Source organism: Brevundimonas sp., from assembly GCF_052436175.1.
Lineage (GTDB): Bacteria > Pseudomonadota > Alphaproteobacteria > Caulobacterales > Caulobacteraceae > Brevundimonas.
Genome location: NZ_JBQVNM010000054.1, coordinates 1 through 19,252 on the forward strand (window position 1 = coordinate 1; position 19,252 = coordinate 19,252).

Genomic DNA, 19,252 nt, shown 5'->3' on the forward strand with positions numbered 1-19,252 from the left:
AGGCGTTGACGCCCAGGGCGTCATGCGCACGGCGCATATTGCGACGCGAGGGCGATACTTTGCGCTTCGGAACGGCCATTTCCGTCTCTTCTCGTATTAGGCGGCGCCGACGAAGGCGCGAAAACAACAGCGGCGGCCCCCGTTAAGAGCCGCCAGCGAGCGCGGGCTTATGCCTGAATCGGACACAGACTTCAACCCTGCGACCGCGCAAGCCAGTCCGACCGCGAAAGCCCGTAATAGAGACTGTCCTTCCACGCCCCGCCGATACACCAGGTGCGCTCGGCGAAGCCCGTGCGGATGAAGCCCAGACTCTCCAGCAGCCGAATCGACGCGGCGTTCTCCGGATCGACATCGGCGGTCAGGTCATGGATGTCCGTCGTGGCGAAGACATGCCCGATCGCAGCGCCCACGGCTTCTCGCGCAAGCCCCTGCCCCCAATAATCCGGATGCAGGATGTAGCCCACCTCGGGCAGTTTCCAGAACCCGGCCTTGCCGATCACCCTGCCGTCCCGCTCGATGACGAAGTCGGGGTTGTCCGGCCCGTTGGCCATCATGCCGGCCAGCCAGTCCTGCGTCTGCTCGAGGGTCTCGTGCGGCAGGCTGGACCACCAGGTCATGGCGCGGGGATCGGACAGCACCCTGTGCAGCGCCTCCAGGTCGGCCGGCTCGGCCGCGCGCAGCACCAGACGGTCGGTGACGATCCGGGTCAAGCCAGCGGCCGTTCCATCACCACAAAGGCTAGGTCGCTGCGACGCGGAACGCCGAAGCGCGGATCCGTCGTCGGAAACGGCCGGGTCTCTCCGGTCAGGCGATAGCCGCGCCTCTGATACCATTCGATCAGCTCGGCTCGCTGGACGATGACGGTCATCTCCATCCGCCGGGCGCCGAAGCCCTCGCGCGCCACAGCCTCGGCCCGGTCGATCAGTCGCCCGCCCAGTCCGCCGCCCTGGAGCGTCGCATCGACCGTCAGCATGCCCAGATAGGCCAGTCCGTCGCCCTTGTCGGTCACATGGACACAGCCGATCAGCACGCCGTCGCGTTCAGCCAGAAGGATCACCTGCCCGGCATCCCCGACGCTCTCGGCCAGCGCCTCCTCGTCGATGCGCGCGGCATCCAGCAGGTCGGCTTCGTGGGTCCAGCCGACGCGGGCCCGCTCGCCGCGATAGGCGTGATGCACCAGCGGCTGGATCAGCGGCACGTCGGCGGCTGTCGCCGTGCGGAAGGTGACGTCATCCATCAGTCAGCCTGTCCGCCACCGCCTCGCCGATGGCCAGGGAGCCGGTCAGGCCGGGGCTTTCGATGCCGAACAGGGCCATCAGGCCTTCGATTCCGTGGTGTTCGGAACCGTGCAGCTGAAAGTCCGGCTGGGGCTCGCCCTTGCCGTGCAGCTTGGGCCGGATGCCGGCGTAGTCGGGCGTCAGGGCGCCGTCCGGCAGGCCCGGCCAGAAGCGGCGGATATAGCCGGCGAACTCCTCGGCCTTGGCCGGATCGACCGAATAGTCCTCGGTCTCGACATAGACGAGGTCCGGCCCGAACACGGCCTGTCCGCCCAGATCCTTGCGGTAATGGGTGCCCAAGGCGCCCGGGATCGGCGGCGGATAGATCAGCCGCTCGAACGGCGCCTTGCCGGTCAGGCGGAAATAGACGCCCTTGCCGAAATGACCTGCCGGGATGTCCGCCGCCGGATAGCCCTCGATCCGCGCCGCCACCGCCTGGGCCGACAGGCCGGGCGCCGTCACCAGCAAACGGGTCGTCAGGGTCGTCCCGCCTTCCCCTCCCGCAGTTATCGTAAAGCCGCCGCCCGGCAGGGGCTCGGCCCGCTCGAACGGGGTGGAGATCACCACCGACCCGCCCGCATCCTCGATCTCCCCCTGCAGGGCCAGCATGTAGTCGTGGCTGGCGAACAGGCCGCTCTCCGGCGACAGGATGGCCGCATGGGCGTTCAGCCCCGGCTCCAGCGCCCGCGCCTGCGCCCCGGTCAGATGCTTCAGCCCCTCGACGCCGTTCGCCGTCGCCTGCTGGAAGATGGCCTCGATGCGCTCGACCTCGGCCTCCTCGGTCGCCACCACCAGCTTGCCGCAGCGGCGATAGTCGATCTTGTGGCTGTCGAGGAAGGCGTAGAGCGCCCGCCGTCCCTCGACGCAGAACCGCGCCTTCAGCGACCCGGTGGGATAGTAGAGCCCGCCGTGGATGACCTCCGAGTTTCGGCTGGATACGCCCTGGCCGATATGGCCTTCCTTCTCCAGCACCAGAACCGTCAGGCCCCGCTTCGCCAGCGCCCGCCCGCAGGCCAGACCCACGGCCCCCGCCCCCACCACGGTCGCGTCGAAGTCGAAGGCGGTCATGACCTGATCCCGTACCGTCGCCTGGCCTCGGCTTCGAAGCTCTCGATCAGCTTTGCGACCGCCAGGTCGAAGTTGGCGCTCAGCATGGCGTTCAGAACCGGGCTCTTGAAGGCGAAGTCGATCATGAACTCCAGCCGCGTGCCGCCGGGATCATCGTGGAAATCCCAACGGTTCTTCAGGTGCCGGAACGGCCCCCGGATCAGCCCGACCTCGACCCGCGGCAGGTTGCGGTCATGCCGCACCCAGGTCGAGAACCGCTCCTTCAGAAAGGCGAAGCCCACCTGGGCCTCGGCGTCGAGCAGGCTCACGCCCGGCGCCTCCTCCCGCGTGTTCCAGACGCGCATGGAGGTCACCCATTTCACGAACTCCGGATAGGCGCGCACATCCGCCACCAGCTCGGCCAGCTGGTGGGGCTCATAGGGCAGGACGCGGGTGACGCGGTGGATGGCCAAGGGAGGGGCTAGGTTTCAGGTTCTAGGGTCTAGGGAGGTCTGGGTCTTCGTAGGGAGAGATGCTGGTGAGATCGAGTCCGCTCGCTCTTCCCTGAAACCTAGCCCCTAGAACCTAGAACCTGCCTTGCCGCCTTCAACCGCGCGAAATCGTCCCCCGCATGGTGCGACGACCGTGTCAGCGGCGAAGACGACACCATCAGGAAGCCCTTGGCGCGGGCGATGGCCTCATAGGCCTTGAACTCTTCGGGTGTCACGAACCGGTCGATGGCGGCGTGCTTGCGGGTCGGCTGGAGGTACTGGCCGATCGTGATGAAATCGACGCCGGCCGAGCGCATGTCGTCCATCACCTGCATGACCTCCTCCTTGGTCTCGCCCAGACCGACCATGATGCCGGACTTGGTGAACTGGTTCGGATCGCGCTCCTTGACCATCTGCAACAGGCGCAAGGAGTGGAAGTACCGCGCGCCGGGCCGGATCTTCAGATAGAGCCGCGGCACGGTTTCGAGGTTGTGATTGAAGACGTCCGGCCGCGCGTCGATCATGACCTCGGCCGCCCCGTCCTTCCTCAGGAAGTCGGGTGTCAGGATCTCGATGGTCGTCTGGGGCGCCTGCAGGCGGATCTGGCGCACCACCTCGGCGAAGTGGGCGGCGCCGCCGTCGGAAACATCATCCCGATCCACGCTCGTGATGACCACATGGCTCAGCCCCATCTGCTGAACCGCCAGCCCAACCTTGCCCGGCTCTTCCGGATCCAGCGGCTGCGGCAGGCCCGTCTTGACGTTGCAGAAGGCGCAGGCCCGCGTGCAGGTGTCGCCCATGATCATCAGGGTGGCGTGCTTCTGGCTCCAGCACTCGCCGATGTTCGGACAGGCCGCCTCTTCGCAGACGGTGACCAGCCCCTTGGAGCGGACGATCTCGCGCGTGGCGTTGTACTGCCCCGACCCGGGCGCCTTGACGCGCAGCCAGTCGGGCTTCTTCAGCACGACCGACTCCGGCCGATTCTGCTTTTCCGGGTGACGCAGTTCCGCCGGCGTCTTCTTCAGCGTGTCGATCAGCGTGACCATCGCGGGCGGACGCTCTCCTTGGGGCAAGACGGGTATGTCGGATGTCCCGACGCCAAAGGCAAGCCACGCCTCGTTTCAGTGCATGAACATCGCCTCCCCGAGACGTGACCTCACGCCACGTAACGCATCTTTTCATTCCCGGGCGAGGTCTCTAGGTTCCCCGGCTCAACGCGAGGGCGTGCCGAACGCCCCGAAGGAGGACAGGCTTGGCTGCGGACCATTATTCCAGAACGCTCGACCCCGCCCTGTATGACCTGCCCCTGTTCGACGCCCTCGTCGCGGCGCGGGCGCGGTTCGGCGACAAGGAAATCCTGGAGGATCAGGACCGCACGCCCCTGACCTACACCGGCCTGATCCGCGCCGCCTTCGTCCTGGGCCGCAAGATCGCCGCCATGACCAAGAATGGCGAGCGTGTCGGCGTCCTCTTGCCGTCGTCCATGGGCGTGGTGGTCACCTTCTTCGGCCTGCACGCCTTCGGCCGCGTGCCGGTGATGCTGAACTTCACGGCCGGCGAGACCAATCTCAAGGCCGCTCTGTCCACGGCGGGCGTCACCCGCATCCTCTCGGCCAGGCGCTTCATCCAGCAGGCCAAGCTGGACGACCTCATCGCCGAACTCGGTACGGTCGCCGAGATCACCTGGCTGGACGACGTGCGCGCCACCATCGGCCTTCAGGACAAGCTGTTCGGCCTGGCCGCCGGCATCGCGCCGAAGCGCTTCCGCGCCCGCACGAAAATGTCCGACCCAGGCGTGGTCCTGTTCACCTCCGGCAGCTTCGGCGCGCCCAAGGGGGTGGTGCTGAGCCAGCAGAACATGGTCGCCAACGCCCGCCAGATCGCCGCCCATATCGAGCTGAAGCCCGAGTGGGTGATGTTCAATCCCCTGCCCACCTTCCACAGCTTCGGCCTGACCGGCGGGGTCATCCTGCCCCTGCTGCAGGGGATGAAAGCGTTCGAATACCCCTCCCCGCTCCACGCCAAACAGATCACCGACCTGCTGCCCAAGGTGAAGGCCTCGATCCTGTTCGCGACGGATACCTTCCTCAACCAGTACGGTCGTGTCGCCGAGCCCGACGACTTCAAGACGATCCAGTTCGTCGTGGCGGGCGCCGAGAAGGTCCGCGACGAGACCCGGGCCATGTTCAACACCAAGTTCGGCGGGGTGGAGCTTCTGGAGGGCTATGGCGCCACCGAGGCCGCGCCCGTGGTCGCCGTCAACCACCCCGACCGCAACCGACCCGGCACCGTCGGCCAGATCCTGCCGGGCATGGAATACCGGCTGGAGTCGGTCGAGGGCATCACCGGCGGCGGCCGCCTGTTCCTGCGCGGACCGAACGTCATGGAGGGCTATATCTCCGGCGACGACCCGTTGGCGCTCGACCTGCTCAAGGACGGCTGGCACGACACGGGCGACATCACCAACATCGACGCCGAGGGCTATGTCACCATCCTCGGCCGGGTGAAGCGGTTCGCCAAGATCGGCGGCGAAATGGTCTCCCTGACCGCCGTCGAGGGTCTGGCCCAGGGCGCCTGGCCCGAGGGTCGTCACGCCGTCGTCTCCATCCCCGATGCGCGCAAGGGCGAGAAGCTGGTCCTGGTCACCGACTGGAACGCCGCCCAGGTCGCCGACATCGCCGAATGGGCCCGCAACGCCGGCGCCCCCGAACTGGCCGTGCCCAAGAAGATCCTTAAGGTGAAGGAGGTGCCCGTCCTCGGCACCGGCAAGACCGACTACGTCGCCATCCAGAAGCTGGCCGAGGCCGACGCCGCCGGTTGATCGGCCCGCTTCTCCAGCCAAAACGAAACAGGGCGGCGGTCATCGCGACCGCCGCCCTGAATTTTGTCACCTGTCCGGCCCGCCTGCTTTCACAGGCGATCCGAGAGGGGCTTAGCCGACGGTTTGCAGCTGGACAGCCGATTCCTTGCCCGAACGCTTGTCGCGCTCCAGCTCGTAGGAAACCTTCTGGTTGTCGTCCAGGCCGCGCAGGCCGGCGGCCTCAACGGCCGAGATGTGGACGAAGACGTCCTTGCCGCCGTCTTCCGGCTGGATGAAGCCGTAGCCCTTGGTGGAGTTGAACCATTTCACGGTGCCGGTAGCCATTTTGAGACCTCCTGTTGGCGTTTGGCTCAAGGGAACATCCCTCGGGCCTGTCAGGTCTAAATGGATCGGCCAGAACTCAGCGCGTGCGCGAAAGTGGGGCGTGACGCTTAGATATTGACGCGGGCATAGGCGCAGATACGGGCGCCGAACGCAAGTCCGATGCTTTGATCGCCGGTCAGCCGATCCTCACCCCGGTCATGGAGATCGAGCCGCCGTCGATGGAATCATTGAAGAAACTGACGGTTTCGCCCGGCTCCTGCTGGGCTGCGACATAGAGGACCGGCAGGTAGTGTTCGTCGGTCGGGACGCTCATCCGGGCGTTCTCGGCCAGTCCGACCCAGTCGATCAGGGCATCGTGGTCGCCCCGCATGAAGGCCGCCTTGACCGCCTCGTTAAAGTCCGTCGCCCAGCCATAGGGCTCAGCGCCCTCGGCCCGCTTCCAGGTCCGCAGATTGTGCACGAAGTCGCCCGACCCGGCGATGACATAGCCCTCGTCACGCAGCGACCTCAGACTACGCGCCAGCTCATAATGCTGGCGCGCCGTCAGATCGCGGTTCAACGACAGTTGCACCACCGGCACGTCGGCCTCGGGCCAGACGTGGACCAGCACCGACCATGTTCCGTGATCCAGACCCCACTGGTCGGTCTGGATCGCCCCGGTGAGCTCGGCGACCCGCGCCGCCAGTTCCGGCGACCCCGGCGCCGGATACTGCATCGCCTGCAGTTCCGGCCCGAAGTTCCCGAAATCATGGATGGTTTTTGGCCGCTCCATGGCCGTGACGCCCAGCCCGCGGGTCTCCCAGTGGGCGGAAACCATGACCACCCCCTTCGGCTTGCCCACGCTTTCACCCACGGCGCGCCAGACCGGTCCGTAGGGACCGCCCAGGGCGTTCATCGGCGAACCGTGACCAAAGAAGAGGGCGGGCTGGCGCGTCATGGTCTTATCCGTGCAGCTTCTTCGCGATCTCCGCGATGTGCCGGCCCTGATGGCGGGCGCCGCCCAGATCGATGTCCGAGGGCTGGCGCGAGCCGTCGCCGCCAGTGATGGTGGTGGCGCCATAGGGGCTACCGCCGTGGATGGCCTCCAGCGTCATCTGCTCCTGATAGTTGTAGGGCAGGCCGACGACGACCAGGCCGTGGTGCAGCAGGGTCGGGATGAAGCCGAGGATGGTCGACTCCTGACCGCCGTGCTGGGTGGCGGTCGAGGTGAAGACCCCGCCCACCTTGCCGATCAGGGCGCCGGAGAACCACAGCCCGCCGGTCTGGTCCCAGAAGGCGCGCATCTGCGAGGCCACGGTGCCGAAGCGGGTGCCGGCGCCCACGATGATGGCGTCATAGTCCTTCAGGTCGTCCACAGTGGCGATCGGCGCCTCCTGATCGAGCTTGTAGTGGGAGGCTTTCGCCAGCTCTTCCGGCACAGTCTCGGGCACGCGCTTGATATCGACGGTCACGCCCTCGACCGAGCCCGCGCCTTCGGCCACGGCCTTGGCCATGGTCTCGAGGTGGCCATAGGTGGAATGATAGAGAACCAGAACCTTCGCCATGGGGCGCTCCTTAAGTCGAAATCCGCCATTCCGTAACAGCGTCAGTAGCGATTTAGGGCGCCCGTCGATTCATGCAAGGCCGCGAGGCGAAACGCTCTGTTTCGGGAATGGGCACAGGCGGTCATAGAAGGCCGCATCCGCAGGCGCCCGGCCGCCCTTCGCCAGGCGGAACCGATGCTCGATCAGACTGGCCTGCTGCTCGATGTTCAGCGCCGTCCAGTCTGCGCATTCCAGCGGATAGGCGTACGAGGCGGCGCTGTCCCCGGCCCGGATCTTGGCCACGAGCAGATTCACGCCCTGCTGGGCCTGCCAGACATGGACCAGTTCATGGATCAACAGCGCCTGCACACCGAGCGCCGCCTTCGAGGCGTCCGCCGGAACCTGTTTTCCCGGCCAGACGATCCAGTCCCGCCCGAACCAGCACCCCGGCACGAAGGCCCGTGTCAGCGGCCAGGGGGCGGACAGGATGCGGACGGTCTCCAGCCGGATGGCCTCGCCGAACACCGACCAGGCCAGGGTGGTTTCGCCGGCGGTCAGGGCGCGTTGGTTCATTTCGGGGGCGGCCCGTAGCGATTTGGTCGTGGCTGCCCCGGCATGCACAGCAGGATCGTCAGGGCCGCGAGACTGGCGATGTAGAGGACGTTCACCAGGAACAGCAGGGCGAACAGGCCGGCGAAAACCTCGTCCTCGATGTCATCACCCGCAAGAACGGCGTTCATCTCCATGCCGAACGCCACCACACCGACCATCAACAGCAGCACTGGCGGCAAGCCCCACCAGCCGGACAATCCACGATCGTGCAGCCGCCTTGCCACTGTGGCCGCGAGCAATCCGACGAATGCCAGCACAGTGAGGCCAAATGGGCTCATCACGACCAGGATGTTGGGCGTATCGCCGGCCTCGACGGCGAGCAGAACCGGAATGACGAAGGCGCTCATCGCCAACCCCATCGCCACCAAGCCGCCCGCAACGATCACCCCGACGTAGGGCCAGAATGCGCCCCGCCTGTCCCGCCCGCTGAAGTCTGGCAGCCGCCGCAGATGCTCAGCGAGGGTCATCGCCCTCCCCCCACATATTCCCAGTGCCAGGGCTCATAGAGATAGGGCGTGAAGCCGAACCGCCCCGCATTTCTCACCAGCCACTGATAGGCCGGTCCCCGGCTCATGTGCAGCCGGCTCGCCGGGGCGGTGGAATCCACGCCCAGGCCCGGGGCCTTGCCCACGAACAGGTCCACCGCCGTCCCCGTCCTGTGCGAAGAACAGACCGCGCGGCGCACCCCGTCGCAATTGCCCTGGGCCGCGCATCGGGCCGCGTCGGCCTCGGGATCGCGGAAACCGGAGAAGATCTGCAACAGCTCCGGGTCGGCGGCGATGGCCGGAACCTCGGCGCGCGCCGCCGCCGCCATCCGGCGATAGGCGTCCAGAACGTCCCGGCGCAGCAGGCGGGTCAGCCGATCCGCATGCTCCTCCTCCGGTGACAGATAGGCGAGCTGGTTCAACGGCGGCGGCTCCGGACATTCGGTTCGCAGCCGCGCCATCACGAACGGCCGCCGCTCCTGCAGAAGCCCCTTCAACACCATGAAGGTCGCGGCGTCGAACACGCCCGTCGGCGACAGGTTGTAGCGCGACTGAAATCCCGCCAGCCCGGCCGCGAAGGCCCCGCTGGCCGGATCACACCGGACCCCGATCTCCTGTTGCAGCATCGGGATATAGGTCTCCCAGCCCGTCTCGACCTGATTGAACGGCGTCCAGCTCAGGGTGGTCAGGCTCAGGGCGTTGGCCAGGGCCGCCTCGCCCCAGTCCGCCGACCCGGTGCAGTCGGTGGCCTGGGCCAAAGTCCGCGCCTGCGCCTGCCCGGCCGTCGTCAACACGAGGGCGGCGATGAACGTAGCGAGCAAGCGAAGCAGCATCCGCCCAGAAGGCCGCACCCCGGTGTCGGGATCAAGGCCCATCTGCCCACACGCCCCTCCCGCCCGTCATCCAAAACTGCGATGGTGGAGCCGGGACCGATTCATCCGGCCCGAGGCAGGAACCCGACCCGATGACCGCGACCCCGAAACGCCGCAGTAATGCGGTGCTGGCCGCCTTCTCCGCCGTCTGCCTGCCGCTGGCGGCCTTTGGCGTGGCCCTGCCGGTCACCCTGCCGGAGTTCTACGCCAGCCATGTCGGGATCGACATCGCCATGGTCGGCTATGTCTTCATGGCGGTGCGCGCCATCGACATCGTCTTCGACCCTTTCATCGGCGCGGCCATGGACCGGACGAAGACCCGCTTCGGCCGCTACCGGCCCTGGATGGCCGCCTCGACGCCGATCCTGATGCTGTCGGCCTTCATGATGTTCGTCATGGTCCAGCCGGGCGCCGGGCCCGGATACCTGTTCATCTGGCTGCTGGTCCTCTACCTCGGCTTCTCGGTCGGCACCCTGGGCCAGCTCGGCTGGGCCAGCGTCCTGGCGCCGGAATATGACCAGCGCAGCCGCGTCTATGCCTGGTGGCAGGCGTTCAACATCATCGGCGTCATCGCCATCCTGATCCTGCCCGCCGCCGTCGTGCAGACCGGGCTCGGGGACTATGTCGCCGGGGTCCACATCATGGGCTGGACCATCATCGCCCTCTTGCCGATCACCGTCGGCCTGGCCCTGTTCGTGGTGCCCGAGCCGGTCAATGCGGGCCACACGCCCCACGGCGGTTTCAAGGCCTATTTCGACCTGCTGAAGCGGCCCACGGTGTCGAAACTGCTGGTCGCCGACCTGCTGCTGGGCATCGCCCCGGGCATCACCGGCGCCCTGCTCTTCTTCTTCTTCGACCAGATCAAGGGCTACGGCCGGACCGAGGCCTCGATCTTCATGCTGCTGTATTTCATCGGCGGTCTGGTCGGCTCGCCCATCTGGGCCTGGCTGGCCACGAAGATCGGCAAGGCGAAGGCCCTGATCGTCGCCAGCCTGATCTTCGCCGGCCTCTATTTCGGCGCGACCCTGCTGCCGGGCGGGTCCTTCGCCTTGACGGCCGGGGCCATGTTCGTCGCGGGCCTGCCCTATGCGGCGGGCCTGTTCCTGCTGCGCGCCATGATGGCCGATGCCGGCGACGAGATTCGGCTGGAGACCGGCGTGGACCGGACCGGGCTGATGTTCTCCATCCTCTCGGCCACGACCAAACTGGGCCACGTCTTCGCCCTCATCCCCTATGCGGTGCTCGGCTGGGTCGGCTTCCAAGCCGTGGCCCCGGCGGGCGGCAACAGCCCGACCTCCCTGCTGATGCTTCAGGTCATGTTCGTCGCCGCCCCCGCAGCCCTGATCGCCCTGGCCGCCTGGGCCCTGCACAAATACCCTCTCACCCCCGCCCGTCACGCCGCCATCCGCGCCGAGCTGGACGCCCGCGACGCCGCCGCCGCGAAGACCGCATGACCGCCTCGACCGACCGTCTCATCGCCATCATGGCCCGCCTCAGGAACCCGGACGGCGGCTGTCCCTGGGACCTGGCCCAGACCTTCCAGACCATCGCCCCGTATACGATCGAGGAGGCCTATGAGGTCGCCGACGCCATCGAGCGCGGCGACATGACCGAGCTGAAGTCCGAGCTGGGCGACCTCCTGTTCCAGGTCGTCTTCCACGCCCGCATGGCCGAGGAAGCCGGGCTGTTCGCCTTCGATGACGTGGCCGAGGCCATGTCGGACAAGCTGACTCGACGCCACCCCCATGTTTTCGCGGACGAACAGGCCAAGGCCGATTCCTGGTCCCAGAAGGCCCGGTGGGAGGACATCAAGGCCGAGGAGCGCAAGGCGAAAGCCCAGCATGGCGTGCTCGACGACGTCCCCGTCGGCCTGCCCGCCCTCGCCCGCGCCGCCAAACTGACCAAACGCGCCGCCCGCGTCGGCTTCGATTGGCCCTCGACCGAAGAGATCTTCGACAAGCTCCACGAAGAGGTCGCAGAACTGAAGGTCGAGATCGCCGCCGGCGACCTGGACAAGGCCCGCGAGGAGGTCGGCGACCTGCTGTTCGTCGTCGCCAACCTGGCCCGCAAGCTGGAGGTCGAGCCGGAAGACGCCCTGCGCGGCGCCAACGCCAAATTCGCCCGCCGCTTCGCCTTCATCGAGGCCGAACTGGCGAAGGACGGCCGCACCCCGGATCAGTCCGACCTGACCGAGATGGACGCCCTGTGGGACGCGGCCAAGGTCGCCGAGAAGGCCGCCAACGCCCCCGCATGAGCCGGTTCGACCTCGTCATCCTCGACTACGACGGGGTCGTCGCCGACAGCGAGTTGCTGAACAATCAGGCTATGGCCGAGGTCCTGACCGGCATCGGCCTGCCGACGACGCTGGATGAGGCCCTGGCGAGCTACATGGGCCGCCGCTGGCTGGACTGTCGGCCCGACATCGAGACCCGGCTGGGCCGCCCTTGCCCCGACACCACCCTCGGCGACTGGACCCGGCTGTGCCACGAGCGGGCGACAACCACCCTGACGCCGGTGCCGGGCGCCGCGGCCTTCATGGCGGAACTGGCGCAAGCGCGCTGCATCGCCTCCTCCAGTCCGCCCGACTGGATCGAACTCGGCCTGCGGACCATGGGCATAGCGATGGAGCACGCCGGGCCGATCTACAGCGGCGCGGTCCATGTGACGCGCGGCAAGCCCCACCCAGACCTGTTCCTTCACGCGGCGCGCGAGATGGGCGCGGCGCCGGAACGGACCCTGGTCATCGAGGACAGCATCCCGGGCGTTCAGGCCGGCGTCGCGGCGGGGATGACCGTCGTCGGACTGCTGGCGGGCGGCCATATCCGCGACGGGCACGGCGACCGGCTATCGGCCGCCGGGGCCCACCACACCCTGCCGGACTATGCGGCCGTCACGGCCTTCATGAACGCGTGAGACGCCGATGACCCAGCACCTCCACGATCCCGGCGGCAAGGTCCGTCTCGCCCTGATGCCCGGGGTCAACGGCGACGCGACTTTCAGCCCTGATGGCCGCTATCGGCAGCTGATGCGGCGCTGGCTCGGCGACGCCTTCCCCGAGCGCTACATCCTGTTCATCGGCATGAACCCGTCCACCGCCGACGCCACGGTCAACGACCCCACCTGCGCCCGCGAGTGGAGCTTCGCCCGGCGCGAGGGCTTCGACGCCATGGTCAAGGCCAATGTCGGCGACTACCGCGCCACCGATCCGAAGATGCTGCTGGCGCCGGGCGTCGAGGCCTCCTCCCCCGCCAACCTGCCTGCCATCCGCGCGGCGGCCGCCGGCGCGGATCGCGTCGTCCTCTGCCATGGCAAGCTGAACAAGGCCCTGGCCCCCGCCGGCAAGGCGCTCGTCGCGGCCTTGCGGGAGGACGGCCGCGACCTCTGGTGCTTCGGAACCAATGGCGACAATAGCCCCAAACACCCCCTGTATCTCAGGGCCGACACGCCTCTGGTGCGCTGGGAGGGCTGACCAGTCAGTCGTCCCCGTCGGGATCGACCCCGTCCACGGCCCCCTCCACCAGCGCCCGCCAGGTCGGGTCCGTATCGTCCACCAGGTCGATGTCCTCCATCAGGGCGACCGCCGCCCCGCCGTCCGGCAGGATCAGGCCCACGACCTCCATCTCATCGCCCTCGGCGTTGGTATGGCATTCGGCCTGGACGGCCACCGCCGCCTGTTCCCCGTCCTCCTCCCACCAGATCACCGGCTGAGGCAGGTCCATGTCCAGCGGAAACGGCCGCTCTGTGTCGTCCAGGGCGAAGACGGCGCGTTTCGCCTGCACATCTTCCAGCGTCGCCACCCGCCCGGTGAAGGCCTTCAGCCGTGACCAGTCGTCGACATCATAGCCGCCCGAATCGAAGTCGGGATCATCGGAGGGATGGGTCATGGCGTCTCTTGTCCCAATGAAAAGGCCCCGGACGCGCGGTCCGGGGCCTCGTTCATGTCGCGATGACGACCGGCCTTACGCCGCGCCGTCGGCCTTCTTCTTGGAGGCTTCGGAGTAGATCAGCAGGGGCTGGGCCTTGCCTTCGATCACCTCGGCGTTGACCACCACCTCCTCGACTCCCTCGAAGGTGGGCAGTTCGAACATGGTCTCCAGCAGGATGCCTTCCAAAATCGAGCGCAGACCGCGCGCGCCGGTCTTGCGCGTGATGGCCTTCTTGGCGACGGCGTTCAGGGCGTCGTCAGTGAAGGTCAGGCCGACATTCTCCATCTCGAACAGGCGCTTGTACTGTTTGACCAGGGCGTTCTTCGGCTCGGTCAGGATGGTGACCAGGGCCTTTTCGTCCAGATCCTCCAGCGTCGCCAGCACCGGCAGACGGCCGATGAATTCGGGAATCAGGCCGAAACGCATCAGGTCGTCGGGTTCAACCTCCTTGAGCACCTCGCCCATGCGGCGTTCGTCGACTTCCTTGACCTTGGCGCCGAAGCCGATCGAGGCCCCGGCTCCACGCGCCGAGATCACCTTCTCCAGCCCGGCGAAGGCGCCGCCGACGATGAACAGGATGTTGGCGGTGTCGACCTGCAGGAACTCCTGCTGCGGATGCTTGCGGCCGCCCTGCGGGGGCACGGAGGCGACCGTGCCTTCCATGATCTTCAGCAGGGCCTGCTGCACGCCCTCGCCCGACACGTCGCGGGTGATCGAGGGGTTGTCCGACTTGCGCGAAATCTTGTCGATCTCGTCGATGTAGACGATGCCGCGCTGGGCCCGTTCGACGTTGTAGTCCGAGGCCTGGAGCAGCTTGAGGATGATGTTCTCGACGTCCTCGCCCACATAACCGGCCTCGGTCAGGGTCGTGGCGTCGGCCATGGTGAAGGGCACGTCGATGATGCGCGCCAGCGTCTGGGCCAGCAGCGTCTTGCCCGAGCCGGTTGGCCCGATCAGCATGATGTTGGACTTGGCCAGCTCGACGTCGTTGTTCTTCGTCGCGTGGTTCAGGCGCTTGTAATGATTGTGCACCGCGACCGAGAGCACCTTCTTGGCGTGGCTCTGGCCGATGACATAGTCGTCCAGGACGTCGCGAATTTCTTTCGGCGAAGGCACCCCGTCCGAGGTCTTCTTGAAACCGATCTTGTGCTCTTCACGGATGATGTCCATGCACAGCTCGACGCATTCGTCGCAGATGAACACGGTCGGGCCGGCGATGAGTTTGCGGACCTCGTGCTGGCTCTTCCCGCAGAAGGAGCAGTACAGGGTGCTTTTGGCGTCTGTGCCGGCGGCTTTGGTCATGGACCCTTCTCAATCTTACGCGCACCGCAGACCGGAGAGGTCCACGGAACGGCACGCTTGCTTCGCGCCGATTCGTCCATCATGGACGCGAAACTCTTCAAAAAATGACAATCAACCATCCAGACGCCCGCCACAACCCCGCCCGGTTGAGCAGTTCGTGATGGGCCTGAACTTATGCACACTGGCGGGAGATCGCGGCGGATGAGTGACATGGGAAGCGCGCCCCCGGAACGCCAGACCCTGACGATCTTCGGCACGAACGGCGCGCGCGAGGTCGTGGCCTTCGATTTCGACGGCACCCTGACCACCCACGACAGCTTCACCGCCTTCCTGAAATGGCGCGCGGGGCCGCTGGCATGGGCGATGGGCATGGTGAAGCTTGTCCCCGCCGCCTTGGCCTATCTCGGCCACCGCGACCGGGGCCGGATCAAGGCCGACGCGGTCCGGGCCTTTCTCGGCGGCGTCGATCGGGCGACTGTCGCGGCCGACGCAGACCGCTATGCCGAAGCCGTCTGGAGCGGTTTCATGCGACCCGACGCCCTCGCCTGCTGGAATGACTGGGGCATGAAGGGCGTCCATCGCGTTATCGTCACCGCCAGCCCGGAGATCACCGTCGCCCCCTTCGCCCGTCGCCTGGGGGCGGAGAACCTGCTCGGCACCCACATGGCCTTCGACGGCCAGGATCGCGTCACCGGCGCCTTCACCGGGTCGAATTGTCGCGGCGAGGAAAAGGTCCGGCGGCTCAGGGCCGCCTATGGCGACGACGTCCGCATCATCGCCGCCTATGGCGACACCTCGGGCGACACCGAAATGCTGGCGGCGGCGGAACAGCTGGGCTTCAGGGTCTTCACCGCCCGGCCCTGAACGTCGAACTCAGCGGCCGTCGGCGTCCACGTCGAAGACCATGGCCTTGCCGCGCGAGGCCGGGTCCCACCCCGCCTCGATGGCCGCGGTCACAGCGTTGCGCACGGCGTCCAGATCGACCCGCTGCTTCTCCACATCGGGCCGACCGTTGGGCTTCAGCGGCGGCGGAAACTGCACGATGGCCTCGCGCTTGAAGTCCGTGTGACGCAGCGAGACCGCGACGCCTTCCCAGACATTGCCGCCTACGGGCCGCGGCTGGCGGCGCAGCACCCATTCATAGGTCTCGCCCTCAACCTCGATGACGCCCTGCTGGTCTCTCGTAATCTGCATGGGGGGCTGCCTAGCACAAAAGAAAAGGGCGCGCCGCCAGGACGCGCCCTCCCCGTTCTCATCGAAGCCGGATCAGTTGCCGGGCGTCTTCACACCGTCGGCGTCGGCCTGCTCGCGCTTGTCATAGACGTGGTCGACGATGCCCCAGGCCTTGGCCTCTTCGGCCGACATGAAGTGGTCGCGGTCCAGGGTCTTCTCGACCTCCTCATACGTCCGGCCGGTGTGGTGGACGTAGATCTCGTTGAGGCGGCGTTTGGTGTAGCGGATGTCGGCGGCGTGCAGTTCGATGTCCGAGGCCTGGCCCCGGAATCCGCCCGAGGGCTGGTGCACCATGACCCGCGCGTTCGGCAGGGCGATCCGCTGACCCGGTGCGCCCGCCGTCAGGATCAGCGAACCGGCCGAGGCGGCCATGCCCATGACCACGGTCGAGACCGGGCTCTTGATGTATTGCATGGTGTCGTAGATCGCGAGCGCCGAGGTCACCTGACCGCCGGGGCTGTTGATGTACATGGAGATTTCCTTCTTCGGGTTCTCCGATTCCAGGAACAGCAGCTGGGCGCAGATCAGACTGGCCATGCCGTCCTCGAACGGGCCGGTCAGGAAGATGATCCGCTCGCGCAGCAGGCGCGAGAAGATGTCGAACGACCGCTCGCCCCGGCTGGACTGCTCGACCACCATGGGGACGAGGTTCATGTTCATGAGTTCGATGGGGTCGCGCATAGGGGGCTTTCTCGATTGATACGGGCCCGGCGACTCAACACCGGCGGCCCTGAAGTTCAGATATCGCGTTGCACAGGCCGTAGCGCAAGGCGTGGCTAGGGCTGGTCGACCGTCGTATCCGGCCTGCGTTGCCCGTCCGCCATGCGCCCGGCGATTTCGCGCGCCAGCGTCGACTGCCGGGGCCGATCCCGCGAGGCGCTGTACAGGGCCGTCAGAAAGTCCCGGTCCCAGTCCGTCAGGACAGCGGATCGGTCATCCGTGCGGAACAGGTTGAGGATGGTGTCATAGGTCGAGGTCTCCGCATCCGGGTCCGCCTGGGTCAGCACCACCATGGCGACATAGTCGCTCAGCGCTCCGAACGAGACTCTGCCGATCTTGGTGACGTCCAGGATCACCATCACCCGGGCCAGATCTTCTCGCGTATTGGACCGGAGCCTCGACACCTGCCGCACCTTCATCATGCCCAGGGCCAGGTCTCCGGTATCGACGTCATAAGGCAGGCTGACGTGCCACCAGCGCACAGGGGCTTCCGACGTCTGGAAGGCCTGAAAAGCCGCCCGACCGCGATCGGAGATGCCCAGTACAGGCCGCATGTCGGCCTCCATGGACCCCGCCAGAGCTTGCGCCATCAGCGGGCCGTCATTGGTGCTGGCGATGATGATGTTGGGTCGGCAGCCGGGCTCGCCGGGCTTCAGGCCCAGTTCGGCCGCCATGTCCGAAATGCGGTCGATCATGAATTGGGCGTACTGCGGGTCCATATTGGCGACGCGGATGCAGACATCCCTGTTCCAGCGCGCCGCCCGCCGGCCCCGGGGCGGCGCCACGGCTTCCTGCACAAATGTTCGGGCGCGCTGCTCGAGAGTCGCGTCGGCCCGGATCTCGCCCAGATCGGTGACCGGCCCGGTGTCAGGCGCCTGCGCGCCGGAACCGTCCTGCTGCCCCGACAGCGCCAGAGCGCCCGCGACCATCAACCCAGCCCAGGACATGGCTCACGCTCCGAAGCCGACGACGGGTGTTTGTCCCCCGTCCCCGTCAATGTGGCAAGACGGGGCGACGCCGTTTCGGATCAGTTGTTGGCGGGCGGGGCCTCGGCCGCGCGCTGACGGGCCGAACTGGTGTCCACCACTTCCCGCACGATGTCCCGGACCTGCTGGCCCGGCGTCGCGCGGTCCCGCACCGCGGTATAGAGACCCTTGAGATAGTCGCGATCCCAGTCGGTGAAAGCGGTCACGCCGCTGGAGGCGTCGAAGGCGTTCAGGATGCTCGGGAACTCCCGCGTGTCGGCCTCCGGGTCGATCTGGGCAAGGGCCACCATGGCGACATAGTCGCACAACGCCCCGAACGAGACCTGCCCCATCTGGTTGGCGTCGATGATGATCAGCACCTTCGCGAGGTCGTCGCGGACGTTGGCGCGCAGGCGCGACGCCGTGCGAACGGCCAGAACGGGCGCCTCTTCGCCGGTCAACCGAACCGCGATGTCGCCCGTATCCGTCGACACGGGCAGGCTGACATGCCACCAGCGCACCGGGGCGTCGGACTGCTGGAAATGACGCAGGGCGGCGCTGCCGCGGTCGGTGCTGCTCTGGGCCGGACGGAAGCCGGTCGGGTTCTCGTCGACCATCCGGCGGGCGACGGCGTCGGCGTCGGCGCTGGCGACGATCATCACATCGGGCCGGCAGTCGGGTTCGCCGACCTCAAGACCCAGCGACTGCGCGGTCGCCGAGACCCGGTCGATCATGATCTGGGAATAGCGGGGCCCGATATTGGCGGTGCCCACGCAGATCTTGCGGTCCCAGCGCGCCAGATTGCGGCCATAGGGCGGCGTGGCCACCTCATTGACGAAGCTGCGCACCTGCTCGTCGAGACGGCGGGCGGTGACCTCGACGTCATCGACCTGAGTCACCGCGTCCTGGGCCGAACCCTGTCTGGCCTGGGGAGACGCCGACGGCGTCGATTGGACAGCGCCCGTGAGGGTCAGGGCGACAATCAGGCCAGCCAGAACAGACATCGTCAGTCACCTTCAGCAACGAGGGGCGCTTCGTCGAACACGCTCAGCGCGCCCGTCCGAAACGCGTCGCGCCCCGGAAGCGCGACAGGTTTCCCTGTACAGCCTCCGAGGCGCGATTGGGCATTACGGTTTGTTTAGCCGACGCCCGCGCGGGTCGCCGACCGACGGGGCTCAGCCCTCGTCGTCTTCCTTCAGCAGCTCGTCCTTGCTGATCGGGGTGTCGGTGACCTCGGCCTTGCCGAAGATCAGGTCCACGACCTTCTCCTCATAGATGGGGGCGCGCATCTGGGCGGCGGCATTGGGGTTCTGGCGATAGAAGTCCAGCACCTGACGCTCCTGACCCGGATAGTTGCGGGCTTCCTGCATGATGGCGGCGTTCAGCTCGTTGTCGGTGACCTGCACGTTGTTGGCGCGGCCGATCTCGGCCAGGACCAGCCCCAGGCGCACGCGGCGCTCGGCGATCTTCTTGTATTCGGCCTTCAGCTCGTCGTCGGACTTCTTGGCGTCCTCTTCCGGCAGCTGACCGGCGGCCTTGTCGGCCTCGACCTGTTGCCAGATGCCGTTGAACTCGGCCTCGACCATCTTGGGCGGCAGGTCGAAGCTATGGGCCTCGTCCAGCTGGTCCAGCAGGGCGCGCTTCTGCTTGAAGC

Annotated in this window: 24 protein-coding genes and 1 pseudogene; 6 read left to right on the top strand and 19 right to left on the bottom strand. The window is 67.0% G+C overall.

The features are described from left to right. The 6 genes from rpmF to lipA all read right to left on the bottom strand — a co-directional run. Positions 1 to 79 (bottom strand): 50S ribosomal protein L32 (gene rpmF / locus ACT6QK_RS11635; RefSeq protein ID WP_444598011.1); only part of this gene is annotated, 79 nt, incomplete at its 3' end. Between the two features lie 112 nt (positions 80 to 191). Beyond that, entirely contained in the window at positions 192 to 710 is a 519-nt protein-coding gene (locus ACT6QK_RS11640) for a GNAT family N-acetyltransferase (protein WP_444597988.1), read from the bottom strand. Further along, entirely contained in the window at positions 707 to 1,237 is a 531-nt protein-coding gene (locus tag ACT6QK_RS11645; RefSeq protein ID WP_444597989.1) for a GNAT family N-acetyltransferase, read from the bottom strand. Before ACT6QK_RS11645 ends, ACT6QK_RS11640 begins: the two co-directional genes overlap by 4 nt. Further along, positions 1,230 to 2,345, bottom strand: a complete 1,116-nt coding sequence (locus ACT6QK_RS11650) for an NAD(P)/FAD-dependent oxidoreductase (protein ID WP_444597990.1) — start codon at positions 2,343 to 2,345, stop codon at positions 1,230 to 1,232. The genes ACT6QK_RS11645 and ACT6QK_RS11650 overlap by 8 nt, the downstream gene beginning before the upstream one ends. Further along, positions 2,342 to 2,797, bottom strand: coding sequence for a type II toxin-antitoxin system RatA family toxin (locus ACT6QK_RS11655; RefSeq protein WP_444597991.1), 456 nt, complete (start codon positions 2,795 to 2,797; stop codon positions 2,342 to 2,344). The genes ACT6QK_RS11650 and ACT6QK_RS11655 overlap by 4 nt, the downstream gene beginning before the upstream one ends. Positions 2,798 to 2,895: 98 nt before the next feature. Next, complete coding sequence (lipA, locus tag ACT6QK_RS11660; RefSeq protein ID WP_444597992.1) at positions 2,896 to 3,861, bottom strand: lipoyl synthase; 966 nt, start codon at positions 3,859 to 3,861, stop codon at positions 2,896 to 2,898. Positions 3,862 to 4,067: 206 nt separating this feature from the next. Between lipA and ACT6QK_RS11665 the strand changes: the two genes are divergently transcribed. Then, positions 4,068 to 5,636: an AMP-binding protein gene (locus tag ACT6QK_RS11665; protein ID WP_444597993.1), complete on the top strand. Its 1,569-nt coding sequence runs from the start codon at positions 4,068 to 4,070 to the stop codon at positions 5,634 to 5,636. A gap of 111 nt (positions 5,637 to 5,747) precedes the next feature. Here ACT6QK_RS11665 and ACT6QK_RS11670 read toward each other — a convergent pair whose 3' ends face one another. From ACT6QK_RS11670 to ACT6QK_RS11695, 6 genes are all read right to left on the bottom strand, one after another. Beyond that, a complete protein-coding gene (locus ACT6QK_RS11670; RefSeq protein ID WP_444597994.1) occupies positions 5,748 to 5,960 on the bottom strand; it encodes a cold-shock protein in 213 nt (70 codons plus the stop codon). Between the two features lie 175 nt (positions 5,961 to 6,135). Next, positions 6,136 to 6,897: a 4,5-DOPA dioxygenase extradiol gene (ygiD, locus tag ACT6QK_RS11675; protein ID WP_444597995.1), complete on the bottom strand. Its 762-nt coding sequence runs from the start codon at positions 6,895 to 6,897 to the stop codon at positions 6,136 to 6,138. 4 nt (positions 6,898 to 6,901) lie between these two features. Further along, on the bottom strand, positions 6,902 to 7,504 hold the full coding sequence (gene wrbA / locus ACT6QK_RS11680; RefSeq protein ID WP_444597996.1) for an NAD(P)H:quinone oxidoreductase: 603 nt from the start codon (positions 7,502 to 7,504) through the stop codon (positions 6,902 to 6,904). Positions 7,505 to 7,573: 69 nt separating this feature from the next. After that, complete coding sequence (locus ACT6QK_RS11685; RefSeq protein ID WP_444597997.1) at positions 7,574 to 8,056, bottom strand: hypothetical protein; 483 nt, start codon at positions 8,054 to 8,056, stop codon at positions 7,574 to 7,576. After that, on the bottom strand, positions 8,053 to 8,562 hold the full coding sequence (locus tag ACT6QK_RS11690) for a DUF805 domain-containing protein (protein ID WP_444597998.1): 510 nt from the start codon (positions 8,560 to 8,562) through the stop codon (positions 8,053 to 8,055). Before ACT6QK_RS11690 ends, ACT6QK_RS11685 begins: the two co-directional genes overlap by 4 nt. Then, positions 8,559 to 9,455, bottom strand: coding sequence for a D-alanyl-D-alanine carboxypeptidase family protein (locus tag ACT6QK_RS11695; RefSeq protein WP_444597999.1), 897 nt, complete (start codon positions 9,453 to 9,455; stop codon positions 8,559 to 8,561). Before ACT6QK_RS11695 ends, ACT6QK_RS11690 begins: the two co-directional genes overlap by 4 nt. An 89-nt stretch (positions 9,456 to 9,544) precedes the next feature. Between ACT6QK_RS11695 and ACT6QK_RS11700 the strand changes: the two genes are divergently transcribed. Genes ACT6QK_RS11700 through ACT6QK_RS11715 form a run of 4 tightly spaced genes read left to right on the top strand, consistent with a single transcriptional unit; the run spans position 9,545 to position 12,921 of the window. Continuing rightward, positions 9,545 to 10,906, top strand: coding sequence for an MFS transporter (locus ACT6QK_RS11700; protein ID WP_444598000.1), 1,362 nt, complete (start codon positions 9,545 to 9,547; stop codon positions 10,904 to 10,906). After that, positions 10,903 to 11,706, top strand: coding sequence for a nucleoside triphosphate pyrophosphohydrolase (mazG, locus tag ACT6QK_RS11705; protein ID WP_444598001.1), 804 nt, complete (start codon positions 10,903 to 10,905; stop codon positions 11,704 to 11,706). Before ACT6QK_RS11700 ends, mazG begins: the two co-directional genes overlap by 4 nt. Next, positions 11,703 to 12,365, top strand: coding sequence for an HAD family hydrolase (locus ACT6QK_RS11710; RefSeq protein WP_444598002.1), 663 nt, complete (start codon positions 11,703 to 11,705; stop codon positions 12,363 to 12,365). Before mazG ends, ACT6QK_RS11710 begins: the two co-directional genes overlap by 4 nt. Positions 12,366 to 12,372: 7 nt before the next feature. After that, positions 12,373 to 12,921 carry a DUF1643 domain-containing protein gene (locus ACT6QK_RS11715; RefSeq protein WP_444598003.1) on the top strand — a complete coding sequence of 183 codons (549 nt, stop codon included), beginning with the start codon at positions 12,373 to 12,375 and terminating at the stop codon, positions 12,919 to 12,921. Between the two features lie 4 nt (positions 12,922 to 12,925). Here the strand turns inward: ACT6QK_RS11715 and ACT6QK_RS11720 are convergent, their stop codons facing one another. Together ACT6QK_RS11720 and clpX are read right to left on the bottom strand one after the other, a co-directional pair. Beyond that, on the bottom strand, positions 12,926 to 13,336 hold the full coding sequence (locus ACT6QK_RS11720) for a hypothetical protein (RefSeq protein WP_444598004.1): 411 nt from the start codon (positions 13,334 to 13,336) through the stop codon (positions 12,926 to 12,928). Between the two features lie 75 nt (positions 13,337 to 13,411). Next, a complete protein-coding gene (clpX, locus tag ACT6QK_RS11725; RefSeq protein WP_444598005.1) occupies positions 13,412 to 14,680 on the bottom strand; it encodes an ATP-dependent Clp protease ATP-binding subunit ClpX in 1,269 nt (422 codons plus the stop codon). 210 nt (positions 14,681 to 14,890) lie between these two features. On the opposite strand from clpX, the gene ACT6QK_RS11730 reads away from it, so the two are divergent. After that, a complete protein-coding gene (locus ACT6QK_RS11730) occupies positions 14,891 to 15,544 on the top strand; it encodes an HAD-IB family hydrolase (RefSeq protein WP_444598006.1) in 654 nt (217 codons plus the stop codon). 9 nt (positions 15,545 to 15,553) lie between these two features. Here the strand turns inward: ACT6QK_RS11730 and ACT6QK_RS11735 are convergent, their stop codons facing one another. From ACT6QK_RS11735 to ACT6QK_RS11755, 5 genes and pseudogenes are all read right to left on the bottom strand, one after another. Further along, the gene (locus ACT6QK_RS11735) at positions 15,554 to 15,874 is read right to left on the bottom strand and encodes a hypothetical protein (RefSeq protein ID WP_444598007.1); all 321 of its coding nucleotides are present in this window, start codon (positions 15,872 to 15,874) and stop codon (positions 15,554 to 15,556) included. A gap of 72 nt (positions 15,875 to 15,946) precedes the next feature. Then, positions 15,947 to 16,594, bottom strand: coding sequence for an ATP-dependent Clp protease proteolytic subunit (locus ACT6QK_RS11740; protein ID WP_444598008.1), 648 nt, complete (start codon positions 16,592 to 16,594; stop codon positions 15,947 to 15,949). 95 nt (positions 16,595 to 16,689) lie between these two features. Continuing rightward, a complete protein-coding gene (locus ACT6QK_RS11745; protein WP_444598009.1) occupies positions 16,690 to 17,580 on the bottom strand; it encodes a hypothetical protein in 891 nt (296 codons plus the stop codon). An 80-nt stretch (positions 17,581 to 17,660) separates the two neighbouring features. After that, positions 17,661 to 18,602, bottom strand: coding sequence for a hypothetical protein (locus ACT6QK_RS11750; RefSeq protein ID WP_444598010.1), 942 nt, complete (start codon positions 18,600 to 18,602; stop codon positions 17,661 to 17,663). Positions 18,603 to 18,773: 171 nt separating this feature from the next. Then, positions 18,774 to 19,252, bottom strand: a pseudogene (locus tag ACT6QK_RS11755) (trigger factor); the annotation flags it as partial.

What these genes read in the sequence shown, in the direction of transcription:
- ACT6QK_RS11645 (WP_444597989.1), bottom strand. Translation starts at nt 1,237, where the DNA reads ATGGATGACGTCACCTTCCGCACGGCGACAGCCGCCGACGTGCCGCTG.
- ACT6QK_RS11650 (WP_444597990.1), bottom strand. Translation starts at nt 2,345, where the DNA reads ATGACCGCCTTCGACTTCGACGCGACCGTGGTGGGGGCGGGGGCCGTG.
- lipA (WP_444597992.1), bottom strand. Translation starts at nt 3,861, where the DNA reads ATGGTCACGCTGATCGACACGCTGAAGAAGACGCCGGCGGAACTGCGT.
- ACT6QK_RS11670 (WP_444597994.1), bottom strand. Translation starts at nt 5,960, where the DNA reads ATGGCTACCGGCACCGTGAAATGGTTCAACTCCACCAAGGGCTACGGC.
- ygiD (WP_444597995.1), bottom strand. Translation starts at nt 6,897, where the DNA reads ATGACGCGCCAGCCCGCCCTCTTCTTTGGTCACGGTTCGCCGATGAAC.
- wrbA (WP_444597996.1), bottom strand. Translation starts at nt 7,504, where the DNA reads ATGGCGAAGGTTCTGGTTCTCTATCATTCCACCTATGGCCACCTCGAG.
- ACT6QK_RS11685 (WP_444597997.1), bottom strand. Translation starts at nt 8,056, where the DNA reads ATGAACCAACGCGCCCTGACCGCCGGCGAAACCACCCTGGCCTGGTCG.
- ACT6QK_RS11690 (WP_444597998.1), bottom strand. Translation starts at nt 8,562, where the DNA reads ATGACCCTCGCTGAGCATCTGCGGCGGCTGCCAGACTTCAGCGGGCGG.
- ACT6QK_RS11695 (WP_444597999.1), bottom strand. Translation starts at nt 9,455, where the DNA reads ATGGGCCTTGATCCCGACACCGGGGTGCGGCCTTCTGGGCGGATGCTG.
- ACT6QK_RS11700 (WP_444598000.1), top strand. Translation starts at nt 9,545, where the DNA reads ATGACCGCGACCCCGAAACGCCGCAGTAATGCGGTGCTGGCCGCCTTC.
- mazG (WP_444598001.1), top strand. Translation starts at nt 10,903, where the DNA reads ATGACCGCCTCGACCGACCGTCTCATCGCCATCATGGCCCGCCTCAGG.
- ACT6QK_RS11710 (WP_444598002.1), top strand. Translation starts at nt 11,703, where the DNA reads ATGAGCCGGTTCGACCTCGTCATCCTCGACTACGACGGGGTCGTCGCC.
- ACT6QK_RS11715 (WP_444598003.1), top strand. Translation starts at nt 12,373, where the DNA reads ATGACCCAGCACCTCCACGATCCCGGCGGCAAGGTCCGTCTCGCCCTG.
- ACT6QK_RS11720 (WP_444598004.1), bottom strand. Translation starts at nt 13,336, where the DNA reads ATGACCCATCCCTCCGATGATCCCGACTTCGATTCGGGCGGCTATGAT.
- clpX (WP_444598005.1), bottom strand. Translation starts at nt 14,680, where the DNA reads ATGACCAAAGCCGCCGGCACAGACGCCAAAAGCACCCTGTACTGCTCC.
- ACT6QK_RS11730 (WP_444598006.1), top strand. Translation starts at nt 14,891, where the DNA reads ATGGGAAGCGCGCCCCCGGAACGCCAGACCCTGACGATCTTCGGCACG.
- ACT6QK_RS11735 (WP_444598007.1), bottom strand. Translation starts at nt 15,874, where the DNA reads ATGCAGATTACGAGAGACCAGCAGGGCGTCATCGAGGTTGAGGGCGAG.
- ACT6QK_RS11740 (WP_444598008.1), bottom strand. Translation starts at nt 16,594, where the DNA reads ATGCGCGACCCCATCGAACTCATGAACATGAACCTCGTCCCCATGGTG.
- ACT6QK_RS11745 (WP_444598009.1), bottom strand. Translation starts at nt 17,580, where the DNA reads ATGTCCTGGGCTGGGTTGATGGTCGCGGGCGCTCTGGCGCTGTCGGGG.
- ACT6QK_RS11750 (WP_444598010.1), bottom strand. Translation starts at nt 18,602, where the DNA reads ATGTCTGTTCTGGCTGGCCTGATTGTCGCCCTGACCCTCACGGGCGCT.